Here is a 15,622-nt window from a genome sequence, read left to right as displayed (position 1 = left end):
GGGCCTGTACTGGATCCCTCGGCCGGGGTGGGGAGGGGAGTGCGACTTCGTGGGCCAGTACATGTACGTTCTCGATCGTGTCCGCCTCCACGAAGACCGCCAGGCGAAGCCTGCTGGTCACCTCCGCCGCCCTGTTGTCCGCCGCGCTGACCACGCCCGTACCGGCGTTCGCGGCCCCCAAGCCGACGCCGAGTGCCACGCCGTCGGCGACTCCCCCGGCGAACATGTCGACCGTGGGCGGGGAGCGGCTCGGGAAGGCCGGGACACAGGTGAACCTCTCCGACGGGGTGCCGGTGATCCCCAAGGACATCAGCGCCCGCTCGTGGATCGTCTCGGACGCCGAGTCCGGCGATGTGCTCGCCTCGCACAACGCGCACTGGCGGCTGCCGCCGGCGAGCACGCTGAAGATGCTCTTCGCCGACACCGTGCTGCCGAAGTTCCCCAAGACCATGGAGCACAAGGTCACCTCCGCCGACCTGGCTGACGTCGGGGCCGGGTCCAGCATGGTCGGCATCAAGGAGAAGGAGACGTACACGGTCCACGATCTGTGGCTCGGCGTCTTCCTGCGCTCCGGGAACGACGCGGTGCACGTGCTGTCCCACATGAACGGGGGCGTCGCGGCCACGGTCAAGGAGATGAACGAGCACGCGGAGGAGCTCCAGGCCCTCGACACGAACGTCGTGAGCCCCGACGGCTACGACGAGCGGGGCCAGGTGTCGTCCGCGTACGACCTCACGCTCTTCGCGCGGTCCGGGCTGCAGAAGAAGGACTTCCGTGAGTACTGCTCGACGGTGACGGCGAAGTTCCCGGGCGAGACGAAGAAGAACAAGCAGGGCAAGACGGTGCGCGGGACCTTCGAGATCCAGAACACCAACCGGCTGCTGGCGGGCGACTCGGACGTCTCGGTGTACCAGGGCATCGCGGGGGTGAAGAACGGCAACACGACGAACGCGGGGGCGACCTTCACGGGGGTCGCCGAGCGGGGCGGCAAGGTGTTGCTGGTCACGGTCATGAACCCGTCGGAGGAGGAGCACAACGAGGTCTACAAGGAGACCGCGCGGTTGCTCGACTGGGGGTTCAAGGCGGCGGGGAAGGTGCAGCCGGTGGGTGAGCTGGTGGCTCCGCAGGGGGCGGCGGGGTCGAGCCCTCAGCCGGGGGCGACCGACGGTGACACGGACTCCGGTGAGGCGGGGGGCGGAGCCTCGGACGGTGGCTCCGGTGACGCCTCGGCGTCGCCGGTGGCGAACGCGTCGGCCGAGGTGGACGGGGGTGGGATCGGGATCGCGCTGGGGATCACGGGTGGGGTGCTGGTGCTGTTGGCGGGAGGCGCATTCCTGATCAACCGCCGCTGGCCACTGCCGGAACTGGTGCGGCGCCGACGGTAGTTGGGGGGCTTTTCCCTCGCCCCCGCCGCCCCTACCCGTCCCATCCTTCTGGGGGCTGCGCCCCCAGACCCCCGCTACGGCCCTGAACGGGCCTTGTCCTCAAACGCCGGACGGGCTGGAGGGGCGGGCCTGGGTTGATGTTTTAGCCCGTCCGGCGTTTGAGGACGAGGCCGTTCAGGCCGACAGTGGGGGTCTGGGGGCGCAGCCCCCAGGGATGGGAACGGGTAGGGGCGGCGGGGGCGAGAAAGCGCTTATGCGTTCGGCGGGTCGGTCGGTTCCGTTGCTGTCCAGGCCGCGCAGAACAGGACAAGTTTTGATGTGAAGTTGATCCACAGCAACAGGGCCACCGGGACGCCGAACGCGCCGTACATGCTCTTCGCCGCCACGTCCTGCATGTAGCTGCTCAGCAGGAGTTTCAGCAGTTCGAAACCCGCCGCCCCGATCAGCGCCGCGACCAGCAGGCGGCGCCTTGTCGGCTCCACCCCCGGCAGCAGAGTCAGGACGTACAGGAGCAGCAGGAAGTCGGCGAGCACGGCGACGGTGAACGCGGCGGCTCGGAGCAGTACCGCACCCCAGCCCGCCTCGTCGACACCCAGCCCCCGCGCGGCCCAGCCGACCGCCGCCGAGGCCACGGTGGACGCGGCGATCGTGACGAGGACAGCGCCGCCGAGTCCTACCAGCACACCGGTGTCCTTCACCTTCTCCAGGAGAGGGTTCCCCTCGTCCTCGGGCAACTCCCACACCGCCCGCAGACACTCCCGCATCGACCCGACCCACCCGATCCCCGTGAACAGCAGCACCGCACCCGCGATCACCCCGACCGTGCCCGCGTTCTGGACCAGACCCTCGATGTTCAGCTGCTCGGAGATGCCGGGCACCTGCTCGGCGATCTTGTCCTCCAGCTCGTTCTGCCGCTCGGTGCTGAGCGTCGCCGCGGCGATCGCGGCGGCCACGGTGAGCAGCGGGAACAGTGCGACGAAGCTGATGAAGGTCATCGCCGCCGCCAGCCGCGTCCACTTCACGCGGTCGAGTCGCTCGTACGACCGCCACGCGTGCGTGGCCGTCAGGCGGACGACGACCGGTCCGACTCCGGGGAGCTTTTTCAGCCAGTCCATAGCCATAGTGACCTTGTACCCCGGAAACGCCGGTCCGTGTGGCGGTTCTACCTGGTCGGAAGGGTGCCGCGCTCCACATCATGGGTCGCCTGCGGCGGTACCACGGTCCCGCCGAAGGTGAACTCGCGCAGCTTGCGCCACACCGCGTCGGCCCCCTGCTCGTAGAGCGCGAAGCCGGTGCAGGGCCAGTCCGCCTCGTAGTCGGCGAGTTCCGCGAAGGCGCGGTCCATCGCCTCCTCGGCGATGCTGTGCGCGACCGTCACATGCGGGTGGTACGGGAACTGGAGTTCACGCGCCACCGGACCGGAGGCGTCACGGACCTGCTTCTGCAGCCAGGTGCAGGCCTCCGCGCCCTCGACGATCTGGACGAACACGACGGGCGACACCGGCCGGAAGGTGCCGGTGCCGGAGAGCCGCAGCGGGAAGGGGCGGCCGGCGGCGGCCACCTCCACGAGGTGCGCCTCGATGGCGGGCAGCGCCGCCGAGTCGACTTCCGTGGGCGGCAACAGGGTGACGTGGGTGGGGATGCCGTGAGCAGCGGCGTCGCCGAAGCCCGCACGCCGCTCCTGGAGCAGGCTGCCGTGAGGCTCCGGGACCGCGATCGACACACCGATCGTTACGGTCCCCACGTCGTCTCCTGTTCGTCGTCTCGGTGTTGCTCGTACTTATGTCGCTCGTACCGGTCGGCTATCGACTGTACGGGCAGGGCGGGTCTGCGGGCAGGCGCACGCGTAGTGATGTGCAGCGCTCTGATTGCCACGGTGTGCGCCGTGCGGTGGTGGTACGGACGAAGGTGCCTGTTCGGGTCAGTGCTTCGCCGGGAGGAAGCCGACCCGCTCGTACGTCTGGGAGAGCGTCTCCGCGGCGACCGCCCGTGCCTTCTCCGCGCCCTTGGCGAGGATCGAGTCGAGTGTCTCCGGGTCGTCCAGATACTGCTGGGTGCGCTCCCGGAACGGCGTCACGAAGTCGACCACGACCTCGGCGAGGTCCACCTTGAGCGCACCGTAGCCCTTGCCGTCGTACTTCTGCTCGAGTTCGGCGATGCCCGTGCCCGTGAGGGTCGAGTAGATGCCGAGCAGGTTGCTGACGCCGGGCTTCTCGGCGGGGTCGAAGCGGATCACGGTGTCCGTGTCCGTGACCGCGCTCTTGACCTTCTTCGCGGTGACCTTCGGGTCGTCGAGGAGGTTGATGAGGCCCTTGGGCGTCGACGCCGACTTGCTCATCTTGATCGACGGGTCCTGAAGGTCGTAGATCTTCGCCGTCTCCTTCAGGATGTACGGCTTCGGGATCGTGAAGGTCGCGCCGAACCGGCCGTTGAAGCGCTCGGCGAGGTCGCGGGTCAGCTCGATGTGCTGGCGCTGGTCCTCGCCGACGGGGACCTCGTTGGCCTGGTAGAGCAGGATGTCCGCGACCTGGAGGATCGGGTACGTGAAGAGGCCGACGCTCGCGCTCTCGGCGCCCTGTCTGGCGGACTTGTCCTTGAACTGGGTCATACGGCCGGCCTCGCCGAAGCCGGTGATGCAGTTCATGACCCAGGCGAGCTGGGCGTGTTCGGGGACGTGGCTCTGGACGAACAGCGTGCAGCGCTCGGGGTCGAGGCCGGCGGCGAGGAGCTGGGCGGTGGCCAGGCGGGTGTTGGCCGTCAGTTCCTTCGGGTCCTGCGGGACCGTGATCGCGTGCAGGTCGACGACCATGTAGAAGGCGTCGTGGGTCTCCTGGAGGGCGACCCACTGGCGTACGGCGCCGAGGTAGTTGCCGAGGTGGAACGAGCCGGCGGTGGGCTGGATTCCGGAGAGCACGCGGGGACGATCTGAGGCCATGTTTTTTATTGTCTCAGAGGTGTGGGGTGGTTTCGGTACGCGGGGAGCTGCGGGCCGGTGGGGGCTTGTCGCGCCCCGCGGCGGAGCCGCAAATAGATGCGGCCCCGCGCCCCTGGGTGGGCTCAGCCGAGGTCGATCTCGGGGTACAGGGGGAAGCCTGCCACCAGGTCTGTTGCCCTCTGGGAGATCTCGGTCGACACCTTCTCGTCCAGGACATGAGAGGCCTTGCTCGGCGCGCCCGACTTCGTCGTGCCCGGCTCCGCCGCCGTGAGGACTCGGTCGATCAGGGACGCCACCTCGTCCATCTCCGCCGTGCCCAGGCCCCGCGTGGTGAGCGCGGGCGTGCCGATGCGGATGCCCGAGGTGTACCAGGCGCCGTTCGGGTCGGACGGGATGGCGTTGCGGTTGGTGACGATGCCCGAGTCGAGGAGGGCGGTCTCGGCCTGGCGGCCGGTGAGGCCGTAGGAGGAGGCGACGTCGATCAGGTTGAGGTGGTTGTCCGTACCGCCGGTCACCAGGGTCGCGCCCCGGCTCATCAGGCCTTCCGCCAAGGCGCGGGCGTTGTCGACGATGCGCTGGGCGTAGTCCTGGAAGGCGGGCTGCCTGGCCTCCGCCAGGGCCACCGCCTTCGCCGCCATCACGTGCGGGAGCGGACCGCCGAGGACCATCGGGCAGCCCCGGTCGACCTGGTCCTTGAGGGAGTCGTCGCACAGGACCATGCCGCCGCGCGGGCCGCGCAGGGACTTGTGGGTGGTGGTCGTCACGATCTGGGCGTGCGGGACCGGGTCGAAGTCGCCGGTCAGGACCTTGCCCGCGACCAGGCCAGCGAAGTGGGCCATGTCGACCATCAGCGTCGCGCCGACCTCGTCGGCGATCTCACGCATGATCCGGAAGTTCACCAGACGGGGGTACGCGGAGTAGCCCGCCACGATGATCAGCGGCTTGAACTCGCGGGCCGACGTGCGCAGCGCCTCGTAGTCGATCAGGCCGGTCGCCGGGTCCGTGCCGTACGACCGCTGGTCGAACATCTTGCCGGAGATGTTGGGGCGGAAGCCGTGGGTGAGGTGGCCGCCGGCGTCCAGGGACATGCCGAGCATGCGCTGGTTGCCGAAGGCGCGGCGCAGCTCGGCCCAGTCGGCGTCGGAGAGGTCGTTGATCTGGCGGACGCCGGTCTTCTCCAGGAAGGGCGCCTCGACGCGGTCGGCGAGTACGGCCCAGAAGGCGACGAGGTTGGCGTCGATGCCGGAGTGCGGCTGGACGTAGGCGTGCCGGGCGCCGAACAGCTCACGCGCGTGCTCGGCGGCCAGCGCCTCGACGGTGTCGACGTTGCGGCAGCCGGCGTAGAAGCGGCGGCCGACGGTGCCCTCGGCGTACTTGTCGCTGAACCAGTTGCCCATCGCGAGGAGGGTGGCCGGGGAGGCGTAGTTCTCGGAGGCGATCAGCTTGAGCATCTCGCGCTGGTCGTGGACCTCCTGGCCGATGGCGTCGGCGACGCGCGGCTCGACGGCGCGGATCACGTCGAGGGCGGCGCGGAAGGCGGTGGATTCGGTGGAGAGGGGCTGCTGCTCTGACATGTCGTCGGCCTCCGGGTGGCGTGGGTGCTGGAAAGCGGTCACGGGGTCACGGTTCGGCCCAGGCGCACGGCACTCTTACTGCTCGCGGGCCGCTCCCCGATGGTCCGTCCCATCCCAGCGCGCCAGTCACGGCCCGCCGGTCAGCCTACCGGGCACGACATGGGCCCGAGGTGCCACGTCCACCATGCGAGCGACGATAGAAGGGAGGGGGCGGGTGGCCATTCGTACCCCGGGAGGTGCCGTGACCACTACCGAGGCACTCATCGCGGCGGCCGACGCGCACAGCGCCCACACCTACGCCCCCTTGCCTGTGGTGGTCGCCACCGCGGACGGCGCCTGGATGACGGACGTCGAGGGCCGCCGCTATCTGGACCTGCTGGCCGGTTACTCCGCGCTGAACTTCGGCCACGGAAACCGGCGGCTGCTCGACGCGGCGAAGGCGCAGCTGGAGCGGGTGACGTTGACGTCGCGGGCCTTCCATCACGACCGGTTCGCCGCGTTCTGTACGGAGCTGGCGGCGCTGTGCGGCATGGAGACGGTGCTGCCGATGAACACGGGCACGGAGGCCGTGGAGACCGCGGTGAAGACCGCCCGGAAGTGGGGGTACCGGGTCAAGGGCGTGCCGGACGGGATCGCGAAGATCGTGGTCGCGGCGGACAACTTCCACGGCCGTACGACGACGGTGATCAGCTTCTCCACGGACCCGGCGGCACGCGCGGACTTCGGCCCGTACACGCCGGGCTTCGAGATCGTGCCGTACGGCGATCTGACCGCCCTGCGTTCGGCCGTCACCGAGAACACGGTGGCCGTGCTCCTGGAGCCGATCCAGGGCGAGGCGGGAGTGCGGGTGCCGCCGGACGGCTATCTGCGGGGCGTACGGGAGCTGACGCGCGAGCGGAACGTGCTGTTCGTGGCGGACGAGATCCAGTCGGGGCTGGGGCGCACGGGACGTACCTTCGCGTGCGAGCACGAGGGTGTGGTGCCCGACGTGTACGTGTTGGGGAAGGCGCTCGGGGGCGGGATCGTGCCCGTCTCGGCGGTGGTGTCCTCGTGGGCGGTGCTCGGGGTGTTCCGGCCGGGTGAGCACGGGTCGACGTTCGGTGGGAATCCGCTGGCGTGCGCGGTGGCGCTTGAGGTGATCGCGATGCTCAGATCCGGCGAGTACCAGGCGCGGGCCACGGAACTGGGCGCGCATCTGCACCGGGAGCTGGGCGCGCTGGCCGGCACCGGCGCGCTGACCGAGGTGCGCGGGCGGGGCCTGTGGGCGGGCATCGACATCGCACCGGCGTACGGCACGGGCCGGGAGGTCTCCGAGCGGCTGATGGACCGGGGCGTCCTGGTGAAGGACACCCACGGTCCGACGATCCGCCTCGCACCGCCCCTCGTCATCAGCGAGGAGGATCTGGACTGGGGGCTGGCGCAGTTGCGGGGCGTACTGAGCGGATGAGAACCGGGGGCTACAGGATCACGTGGGGCAGGAAGCGGGCGTACTCGTCCGTGATCAGGCCGGCGGACTCCCGGATGCCGAGGCCCGCCGACTCGTCCTCCACGACCCACGCGCCCAGGACGACCCGGTTGCCGTCGAAGTCGGGCAGCGGGGCCAACTCCTGGTAGCAGCAAGGTTCTTCGAGTACGACGGCTGCGGCGCCCTTCTCATGGACGGTGACGCCCGCGCCCTCCCTGCCAAGCAGCGGCTTGGCCACGTAACCGGTCGTGTGCGCCAGTTCCCGTGGGCCGTCCAGGTAGGCGGGGAGGAGGTTCGGGTGGCCGGGGTACAGCTCCCAGAGGATCGCGAGCAGCGCCTTGTTGCTGAGCAGCATCTTCCAGGCGGGCTCGATCCACAGCGTCGTACCCGTGCCGCCGCCGTTGTCCAGGGTGTCCAGGACGTGATCGGCGAACGTGTCGGTGGTGAGCCACTCCCACGGGTACAGCTTGAAGCAGCTGCGGATGAACCGGAGTTGGTTGTCGACGAAGCGGCCGGAGAGGGAGTCCCAGCCGATCTCCTCCATGGCGAGCCAGTCGGTGTCGAGGCCCGCCTGCTCCGCGGTCTCCTTCAGATACGCGACGGTCATCAGGTCCTCGCCGAGTTCGTCGGCGGCGGAGTGCGCGAAGTGGAGGGGGCTGCCGGGCGGGAGGAGGGCGGCCTGCTTCTTCCAGGCGGCGACGAGGCGTTCGTGGAGGGAGTTCCACTGGTCGGCGCCCGGGAAGCGGTCCTCCATCCAGAACCACTGGGGTGAGGCGGCCTCGACGAGGGAGGTGGGGGTGTCGGCGTTGTATTCGAGGAGCTTCGCAGGCCCCGTCCCCGTCCCCGTGCGGCCGTCGTAGCGGAGGTCGAAACGGCCGTAGACGGACGGGAGTTCGGCACGGCGGTGCCAGGCCTCGGCGACCGCTGCCGCGATGCGCGGGTCGGTGATGCCGAGGTCGGCGAAGCGGTTCGCGGTGACGATGTGGTCGGCGGCGGCGAGACACATGCCGTGGAGTTCCTCGACGACCTCCTCCAGCGCCTCCACCTCGGGGAGCGAGAAGACGTAGTACGCGCTCTCGTCCCAATAGGGGCGCAGGGTGCCGTCGGGGTGGCGGGTGAGCGGGTAGATGAGCCCCTGTTCCTCGACGGTTCGCTGCCAGTCGGGGCGGGGTTCGATCGTGCGGCGTTGCATGTCGGGCTCAGCCGCCCGAGCTGCTGTCGCCGCCGCCGAGGCCACCGCGGTGTACGCCGGTGCTCGAACTGTCGCCGTCGTCGCTCGAACCGCCGCTGCTCTTGCCGGACTTGGTGAAGGAGCCGCCCTTGACCCAGCCGGACTTCTTCTTGCCGCCGTAGTAGTAGGCGCCGTTGGTGCTCGTGACGGTCTTGCAGTTCTTGTCGGCGACGACCTGGTAGCCCTTGGCGGCCTTGTAGCTGTCGCGGTCGACGCAGCGCTTGTCGGGGTCGTCGGAGGAGCAGGCGGTGAGGGCGGCGGCGAGCAGGCCCATGCCGCCCAGTACGACGGTGCCTGAGCGGAGTTGTCGGCGTGACTGTCTGCGTGCGTCGGCCATGTTCGTGTCTCCCCGTTGGTGTTGCGCCCGGTGGTGTTGCGCCCGGCTTGAAGTTTGCTCAGCTTAAAGATCGTTCAAGGACGGGTGCACGCCCACCCCCCTGTGCCTCCCGTCCACCTAGAGTCACTTTGTGCTCTTTGGAATGGTGTGCGCGCTCGGCGCTGCGGTCTGCTTCGGTACGGCGACGGTGTTGCAGGCGATGGCCGCGCGGGCAGCCACCGCTGAAGCCCCTGGCCGAGGGGGCGACGCCGCGCTGCTGCTGCGGGCGGTGCGGCAGTGGCGGTACATCGCCGGGCTGGCCCTGGACGGGCTCGGCTTCGTCTTCCAGGTCGCCGCGCTGCGGTCCGTTCCGATCTACGCGGTCGGCGCGGCGTTGGCCGCGAGTCTCGCCGTCACCGCGGTGGTCGCCGCCCGGTTGCTGCGGGTGCGGCTGAGCGGGGTGGAGTGGGCGGCCGTGGGGGTGGTGTGCGCCGGGCTGGGGATGCTGGGGCTCGCCTCGGGGACGGAGGGGGAGCGGGCGGGGTCGGACGCGTTGCGGTACGCGATGCTCGCGACTGCCGTGGGGGTGCTGGTGCTGGGGTTGCTGGGCGGGCGGTTGCCTGAGCGGGGGCGGGGGTTGGTGCTCGGGTTGGGGGCGGGGTTCGGGTTCGGGGTGGTCGAGGTGTCCGTGCGGCTCGTGGATGACGTGTCGGTGGGGGCGATGGTGAGCAACGTGGCTGTGTACGCGCTGGTGGTGGGGGGTGGGGCGGCGTTTGTGGCGTTGACGTCGGGGTTGCAGCGGGGCTCTGTGACCGTGCCGACGGCGGGGATGGTGATCGGGGAGACGATCGGGCCGGCGGTGATCGGGGTGGTGTGGCTGGGGGATCGTACGCGGGAGGGGTTGGGGTGGCTGGCGGTGGTGGGGTTCGGGGTGGCGGTGGCGGGAGCGTTGGCGCTGGCCCGCTTCGGCGAGGCACCGGAGTGAGTTTTCGCCCCCGCCGCCCCTACCCGTTCCCATCCTCGGGGGCTGCCGCCCCCGAACCCCCGCTCCGGCCCTGAAGGGGCCTTGTCCTCAAACGCCGGACGGGCTGAAATACCTGGGCCTGGGCTGAAAGATCAAGCCCGGCCGGCACCATCCAGCCCGTCCGGCGTTTGAGGACGAGCGCGTTCAGCGCGATAGAGGGGTCTGGGGGCGCAGCCCCCAGGGATGGGACGGGTAGGGGCGGCGGGGGCGGATCTCACCGCATCGCACCCACCACCCCGTCCCACAACCGCACCCTCGCCTCCAACGCGTCCATCGCCGTCTCCGCCGCCTCCGCCCAGTGCTTGTCACTCGTCCCGCACAGATCCGCGACCATCTGCATGGCCATCGGAGTGTGCTCCTCGCCGTCGACCTCGATGTGCCGGGACAGGTAGTCGCAGAAGAGGGGGAACCGCTCGGTGCCCTCCTTCTTGATCACCTGGTCGAACATGTCCGGGATGAGGTCCTCCCGGGAGAAGGCGAACGCCGCCGCGCGGCAGTGCAGCGGACGGTCTTTGATGATCTCGAACGTCGTGCGGACGAACTCCGCCGCCGGGCCCGGGACTTGGGCCACCCGCAGGGCCGACGTCACGTCGTGACCCTCCCCCACCAGCCCGATGAACGTGTCGATCCGCGTCGGATCGGCATCCGCCTCGGCCATGCCGGCCCGGTACAGCTCGAAGTGGCTGGTGAAGCCCCCGTTCAGCTCGTCGCTCTCCTCGACGAGCACGATGTCGTTGATGAGGCGGCGGCTCACCTCCGACCCGCGCGGCACCCAGGGGACGTCGACACAGGTCAGCTCCCGCTGCAGCGACTTGAGCAGGGACATGAAGTCCCACACCGCGAACACATGATGTTCCATGAACGTCGCCATGTGTTCGCGGGTGTTTATCCGCTGGTAAATCGGGTGGGCGGTCACTTCTTTTCGTGCCGGTTCGATCACGGACCGGGCCCGCTCGATTCCCTCGTGGGTCATATCCCAGTCGTACCTGGACATGAAATCTCCCTCGCGTTGGTCGAATGGCGATCGTGCAGCTTTACCGACCCTCCCGGCAAGCCCTTTCCTGAATTCCAGAAAGGTTACCCCGAGTATCACTCGGGTATCGATCGAAACAACACCGAAACATACCCCAAAGAATGATAAACAACCACCTTCCGGACATCTGGGCGAGGGTTTCGAAAATCTTCGTTGAAGATTTGAGCGTGACCGGATCCGGCTGCGTATAGGACGGGGTGACCAGGAATCCCGTCACCGTCACGGTGGCGTATCAAGTGATCCCGGGCCGCGAGACCGAGTTCCACTCCTGGGGGTGGGCCATGCTCCGCGCGACCGCGCGTGAGCCGGGTTTTCTGGGGGGTGGTGTGCTTGTCGACGGAGAGGCGGACTGGCATGTGGTCTACCGCTTCGACAGTGAGAGTTCGGGCCTGGCCTGGGAGAACTCCGTCGTCTGGGCCCAGTGGACGGCCAAGGCGCAGACACTTGCCCGGGAGACCGGGCGCCGGAGCGTCGAGGGATCCAAGACGTGGTTCGAGTCCCAGACGGACTCGCCGGCCACCGCTGCGCCGCCCGCTCCACCCCGCCCGCCAGAGAAATGGAAGCTCTGGTTCGTGAATATGAGCGCGGTTTTTCCACCCGTGCTCATATTCAATCTCACCATTCTCCCGTACCTTGGCGGCCTCAATCCGCTGATTCGCACTCTACTGCTGTGTCTGTCCGTGACGGCAATCGTCACCTATATCCTCATGCCGCGCCTCCAGCGTTTCTTCAAGAAATGGCTCTATCCACCGCTCCAGGCACTGCGTGGACGGCACAAACGGCGAACCGCTTGATCGACGGCATGAACGATGCAAGGGAGGTGGGCGGGTGAAGACCCTGCTCATCGACAATTATGACTCGTACACGTACAACCTTTTCCAGCTGATCGCGGAGGTCAACGGCGAGGAGCCGGTGGTGATCCGCAACGACGCGCCGACCAGCGCATTCGACACTCTTGCCGAATTCGACAACGTGGTCGTCTCCCCCGGGCCCGGCCACCCCGCCGCCCCCCGCGACTTCGGGATCAGCGCACGTGTACTCGCCGAGTCCCCGATCCCCGTACTGGGCGTCTGCCTGGGCCACCAGGGGATCGCGCTCGGCGAGCGGGGCCGGGTCGTGCCCGCCCCCGAGCCACGCCATGGGCATCTCTCCACGATCCGGCACGACGAGCAGGACCTCTTCAAGGGGCTCCCGCAGAACTTCACCGCCGTGCGCTACCACTCCCTCGCCGTGCGCGAGCCGCTGCCCGAGACCCTCCAGGCCACCGCCTGGTCGGAGGACGGCGTCCTGATGGGCCTGCGGCACCGCACCCGCCCCCTGTGGGGAGTGCAGTTCCACCCGGAGTCCGTCCTCACCGAGTACGGCCGCCGCATGCTCATGAACTTCCGCAACCTCACGGCGGACCGCGCCCGCAAGCTCCGTACGAAGAACACCGCCGTCACCCGCCGGGCCGCGGCGATGCCCGAGCCGTCCGCCTCCCCGGCGCGCATGCCCCGCATCCCCGCCCAGCGCCGCTCCTCGTCGCAGCGCCCCACCCACCGTCTCCACACCCGCCGGATCGCCACCGCCGTGGACACGGAGGCCGCCTTCGGCCGGATGTACGCCGGTTCGCCGCGCGCGTTCTGGCTGGACAGTTCGCAGGTCGAGGAGGGGCGGTCGCGGTTCTCGTTCTTCGGGGACGACTCCGGTCCGCTCGCCGAGTTCGTGCGGTACGACGTCACGAGCGGCGTCTGTGAGATCGAGCGGGCCGGACGGCCGCCGCGCAAGGTGAAGGCAAGCGTCTTCGACTATCTGAAGAGGAAGTTGATCAGCCGTCAGGTCGACGCGACCGGCCTGCCCTTCGACTTCACCGGCGGATACGTCGGCTACTTCGGGTACGAGACGAAGGCCGACTGCGGAGCCTCGCCCAACGTCCACAAGGCCCAGACCCCGGACGCCTGCTGGCTGTTCGCCGACCGGCTGATCGCGGTGGACCACCAGGCGGGCTACACGTACGCGGTCTGTGTCGCCGAGGACACCCCGCAGGCGACGCTGGAGGCCGCCGACTGGCTCGACAGCGCGCTGGCCCAACTCACCTTCGTCGTCGCGGAACAGCCGCTCCCGCCCGTGCCCGCCACCGAGCCGGACCCGGCCGCCGCCGAGCCGTGGCTGGTGCGCGACCGCGACACCTATCTCGCCGACATCGACGCCTGCAAGCGGGAGTTGAACGCGGGTACGAGCTACGAGGTCTGTCTCACCAACGCGGCCCGGATGCCCGCCCCGCCGGACGCGTACGACTACTACCGCGTCCTGCGCCGCGTGAACCCGGCGCCGTACGCGGCCTTCCTGCGCTTCGGGGACCTCGATGTGGCCGGCTCCTCCCCCGAGCGGTTCCTGCGCATCACCCGGGACGGCATGGCCGAGGCCAGACCCATCAAGGGCACCGCGCCGCGCGGCCACGGACCGGAGGAGGACGACGCCCTCCGGGACTCGCTCGCCGCCGACGACAAGACGCGCGCCGAGAACCTGATGATCGTCGACCTGCTCCGCAACGACCTGGGCCAGGTCTGCCGCACCGGTACGGTCCGGGTCTCCCGGCTCATGGTCGCCGAGACGTACGCCACCGTGCACCAGCTCGTCTCCTACGTCGAGGGACGGCTGCGCGAGGGCACCGACGCGGTGGACGCCGTCCGCGCCTGCTTCCCCGGCGGCTCCATGACCGGCGCCCCCAAGCTCCGCACGATGGAGATCATCGACTCGCTGGAGACCGAGGCCCGTGGCGTGTACTCCGGCGCCCTCGGCTACCTGGGGTGCAGCGGCGGCGCGGATCTCAGCATCGTCATCCGGACCGCCGTACTCGCCGACGGGGAGATGCAGTTGGGGGCGGGCGGCGCGATCGTCCTCGGCTCCGACCCGGTCGCGGAGTACGACGAGATGCTGCTGAAGACGGCCGCCCAGATGCGGGCCTACGACGAGTACCGGCAGCAGCACCAGGACAGCCAGGAGTACCAGTCGTCCTCGTCCCTGTCGGCCGCCGCCGAGGAGGCCGCCCGATGACGCTCCACCAGGCCACCAGGACAACCGTTTCCCCTGCCGACGCCGACGCCCCCGGCAACCTCGCCGCCCATCTCGCCGCCCTCGCCGAGCGGCGGGGCTGGCGCGACCGGGCCGCCTTCCACCAGAGCCACCAGGGGCACCGCTCCTGGACACACGGCGAGGTGCACGAGCTGGCCGCCCGTACGGCGACGGTGCTCGCCGGGTACGGCGTGCGCGCCGGGGACCGGGTGCTCCTCGCCCTGCCCGACGGCATCACCTGGGTGACCGCCTTCCTCGCGACCGCCCGGCTCGGTGCCGTGGCCGTCCTGGTCAACCCCGAACTCCCGCCCGCCGACCACGCGTTCATGACCGAGGACGCGGAAGCCGTGCTGTGCGTGACCGGTCCGGGCCTTGAGGAGACCGAGGGAGACGAGAAGCGTTTCGCGGGGCGGCCGCTCCTGGGCGCCGATCAGCTCGCCGCCCTCGCCCCGACCGCCGAACCGACCACCACCGCCCACCCGGTGGACGCGCACACACCCCTGTACGTGCAGTACACGTCCGGAACGACCGGGCGCCCCAAGGGAGTTGTGCACGCGCACGGCGACCCGAAGACCTACCACGACCTCATCGGGCGCCGGCTGCTCCGCATCACCGAGGACGACGTCACCCTCTCCGTCTCGAAGATGTTCTTCGCCTACGGCTTCGGCAACGCCTTCGTCTTCCCGCTCTTCTCCGGCTCGTCGGCCGTCCTGGTGGACCGGCGTCCGACCCCGGCCGCCGTCGACGAACTCGTCGCCCGGCACCGGGTGACGCTGATCTACTCCGTGCCGTCCGCGTACGCGGCCCTCGTCTCCGACCGGGGCAGCGGCCACCAGGCCTGCTTCGCCTCCGTACGGGCCGCCGTGTCGGCCGGGGAGGGGCTGCCGGACGGGCTCGGGCAGCAGGTCGAGGAGCTGCTCGGCGCGCCGGTGCTGGAGCAGATCGGCTCGACGGAGGCCGGACACGCCTTCTGCGCCAACAGCTTCGACCACAACCATCCCGGTACGGTCGGCCGTCCCGTCCCCGGTTTCGAGGTGGAGCTGCGCGACCGCGCCGGGGCCCGGTTACCCGAGGGGAGCACCGAGGGGGCCGAGGGTGAACTGTGGGTCCGTGGGCCCACGGTGACGACCGGCTACCTCAACCGGCCCGAGGAGACGGCCCGTTCACTGGTCGGCGGCTGGCTGGCCACCCGCGACCGGGCGGTGCGTGAACCGGACGGTTCCTACCGGCACTTGGGCCGCGCCGACGACATGGAGATGGTCGGCGGCATCACGGTCTCCCCGCTGGAGGTGGAGGCCGTACTGCGCACCCACCCGGCGGTGAAGGAGGTCGCCGTCGCCGCTCTCACCGACGAGCGGGGCTTCAGCAGGCTGCGTGCCTTCGTCGTGCCCGTCGGACCGGCCCGGGCGGGCCTGGAGACCGAACTCATCGAGCTGGCCCGCGCCCGGCTCGCCGCCTTCAAGGCCCCCCGCAGCGTCAGTTTCGTCCCGTCGCTGCCCCGCACCTCGACCGGGAAGCTCCGCCGCCACCTCGTCCGCCAGGGCGCCTGGTGAGCAGCACCACCACCCGCAAGTCCCGCCGTACGACACGTACTTCAGAAGGGAA

The 15,622-nt window shown here is 69.7% G+C and carries 13 protein-coding genes and 1 riboswitch; of the genes, 6 read left to right on the top strand and 7 right to left on the bottom strand.

From position 1 onward, the window contains the following. Positions 1-77: 77 nt before the first annotated feature. A complete protein-coding gene (locus ACFYXF_RS44035; RefSeq protein ID WP_389358504.1) occupies positions 78-1,385 on the top strand; it encodes a D-alanyl-D-alanine carboxypeptidase family protein in 1,308 nt (435 codons plus the stop codon). A gap of 251 nt (positions 1,386-1,636) precedes the next feature. On the opposite strand, the gene ACFYXF_RS44030 is transcribed toward ACFYXF_RS44035, so the two are convergent. The 4 genes from ACFYXF_RS44030 to ACFYXF_RS44015 form a co-directional block, all read right to left on the bottom strand. Continuing rightward, entirely contained in the window at positions 1,637-2,500 is an 864-nt protein-coding gene (locus ACFYXF_RS44030; RefSeq protein ID WP_389358502.1) for a YihY/virulence factor BrkB family protein, read from the bottom strand. 47 nt (positions 2,501-2,547) lie between these two features. Beyond that, the gene (locus ACFYXF_RS44025; protein ID WP_389358500.1) at positions 2,548-3,129 is read right to left on the bottom strand and encodes a 2'-5' RNA ligase family protein; all 582 of its coding nucleotides are present in this window, start codon (positions 3,127-3,129) and stop codon (positions 2,548-2,550) included. Positions 3,130-3,306: 177 nt separating this feature from the next. Beyond that, complete coding sequence (gene trpS, locus ACFYXF_RS44020) at positions 3,307-4,320, bottom strand: tryptophan--tRNA ligase (protein WP_389358498.1); 1,014 nt, start codon at positions 4,318-4,320, stop codon at positions 3,307-3,309. A gap of 122 nt (positions 4,321-4,442) precedes the next feature. Next, positions 4,443-5,894 (bottom strand): glycine hydroxymethyltransferase, encoded by a 1,452-nt coding sequence (locus ACFYXF_RS44015; protein WP_389358496.1) that lies wholly within the window; start codon positions 5,892-5,894, stop codon positions 4,443-4,445. 49 nt (positions 5,895-5,943) lie between these two features. Continuing rightward, a riboswitch (ZMP/ZTP riboswitch) is annotated at positions 5,944-6,034 on the bottom strand. A 101-nt stretch (positions 6,035-6,135) separates the two neighbouring features. Here ACFYXF_RS44015 and rocD point away from each other — a divergent pair. Continuing rightward, positions 6,136-7,341, top strand: a complete 1,206-nt coding sequence (gene rocD / locus ACFYXF_RS44010; RefSeq protein WP_389358494.1) for an ornithine--oxo-acid transaminase — start codon at positions 6,136-6,138, stop codon at positions 7,339-7,341. A gap of 10 nt (positions 7,342-7,351) precedes the next feature. On the opposite strand, the gene ACFYXF_RS44005 is transcribed toward rocD, so the two are convergent. Both ACFYXF_RS44005 and ACFYXF_RS44000 read right to left on the bottom strand, forming a co-directional pair. Then, positions 7,352-8,551: a glutathionylspermidine synthase family protein gene (locus tag ACFYXF_RS44005; RefSeq protein WP_389358492.1), complete on the bottom strand. Its 1,200-nt coding sequence runs from the start codon at positions 8,549-8,551 to the stop codon at positions 7,352-7,354. Positions 8,552-8,558: 7 nt separating this feature from the next. After that, positions 8,559-8,927 carry a hypothetical protein gene (locus tag ACFYXF_RS44000; protein WP_389358490.1) on the bottom strand — a complete coding sequence of 123 codons (369 nt, stop codon included), beginning with the start codon at positions 8,925-8,927 and terminating at the stop codon, positions 8,559-8,561. A 142-nt stretch (positions 8,928-9,069) separates the two neighbouring features. Between ACFYXF_RS44000 and ACFYXF_RS43995 the strand changes: the two genes are divergently transcribed. Further along, positions 9,070-9,891 (top strand): hypothetical protein, encoded by an 822-nt coding sequence (locus ACFYXF_RS43995; protein ID WP_389358653.1) that lies wholly within the window; start codon positions 9,070-9,072, stop codon positions 9,889-9,891. Positions 9,892-10,144: 253 nt separating this feature from the next. On the opposite strand, the gene ACFYXF_RS43990 is transcribed toward ACFYXF_RS43995, so the two are convergent. Next, the gene (locus ACFYXF_RS43990) at positions 10,145-10,924 is read right to left on the bottom strand and encodes a DUF3050 domain-containing protein (protein ID WP_389358488.1); all 780 of its coding nucleotides are present in this window, start codon (positions 10,922-10,924) and stop codon (positions 10,145-10,147) included. Between the two features lie 236 nt (positions 10,925-11,160). Here ACFYXF_RS43990 and ACFYXF_RS43985 point away from each other — a divergent pair, with 236 nt between their 5' ends. The 3 genes from ACFYXF_RS43985 to ACFYXF_RS43975 are packed head-to-tail and all read left to right on the top strand — an operon-like array spanning position 11,161 to position 15,570. Next, positions 11,161-11,757, top strand: coding sequence for an antibiotic biosynthesis monooxygenase (locus ACFYXF_RS43985; protein ID WP_389358486.1), 597 nt, complete (start codon positions 11,161-11,163; stop codon positions 11,755-11,757). Between the two features lie 34 nt (positions 11,758-11,791). Beyond that, a complete protein-coding gene (gene pabB, locus ACFYXF_RS43980) occupies positions 11,792-13,999 on the top strand; it encodes an aminodeoxychorismate synthase component I (RefSeq protein WP_389358484.1) in 2,208 nt (735 codons plus the stop codon). Continuing rightward, complete coding sequence (locus ACFYXF_RS43975; protein ID WP_389358482.1) at positions 13,996-15,570, top strand: benzoate-CoA ligase family protein; 1,575 nt, start codon at positions 13,996-13,998, stop codon at positions 15,568-15,570. Before pabB ends, ACFYXF_RS43975 begins: the two co-directional genes overlap by 4 nt. Positions 15,571-15,622: the final 52 nt, after the last annotated feature.

It is taken from the genome of Streptomyces sp. NPDC002680, assembly GCF_042889145.1.
Taxonomy (GTDB): Bacteria; Actinomycetota; Actinomycetes; order Streptomycetales; family Streptomycetaceae; genus Streptomyces; species Streptomyces adonidis.
The sequence above is the reverse complement of the archived record's forward strand: the minus strand, read 5'-3'. Positions and strand labels throughout refer to the sequence as shown.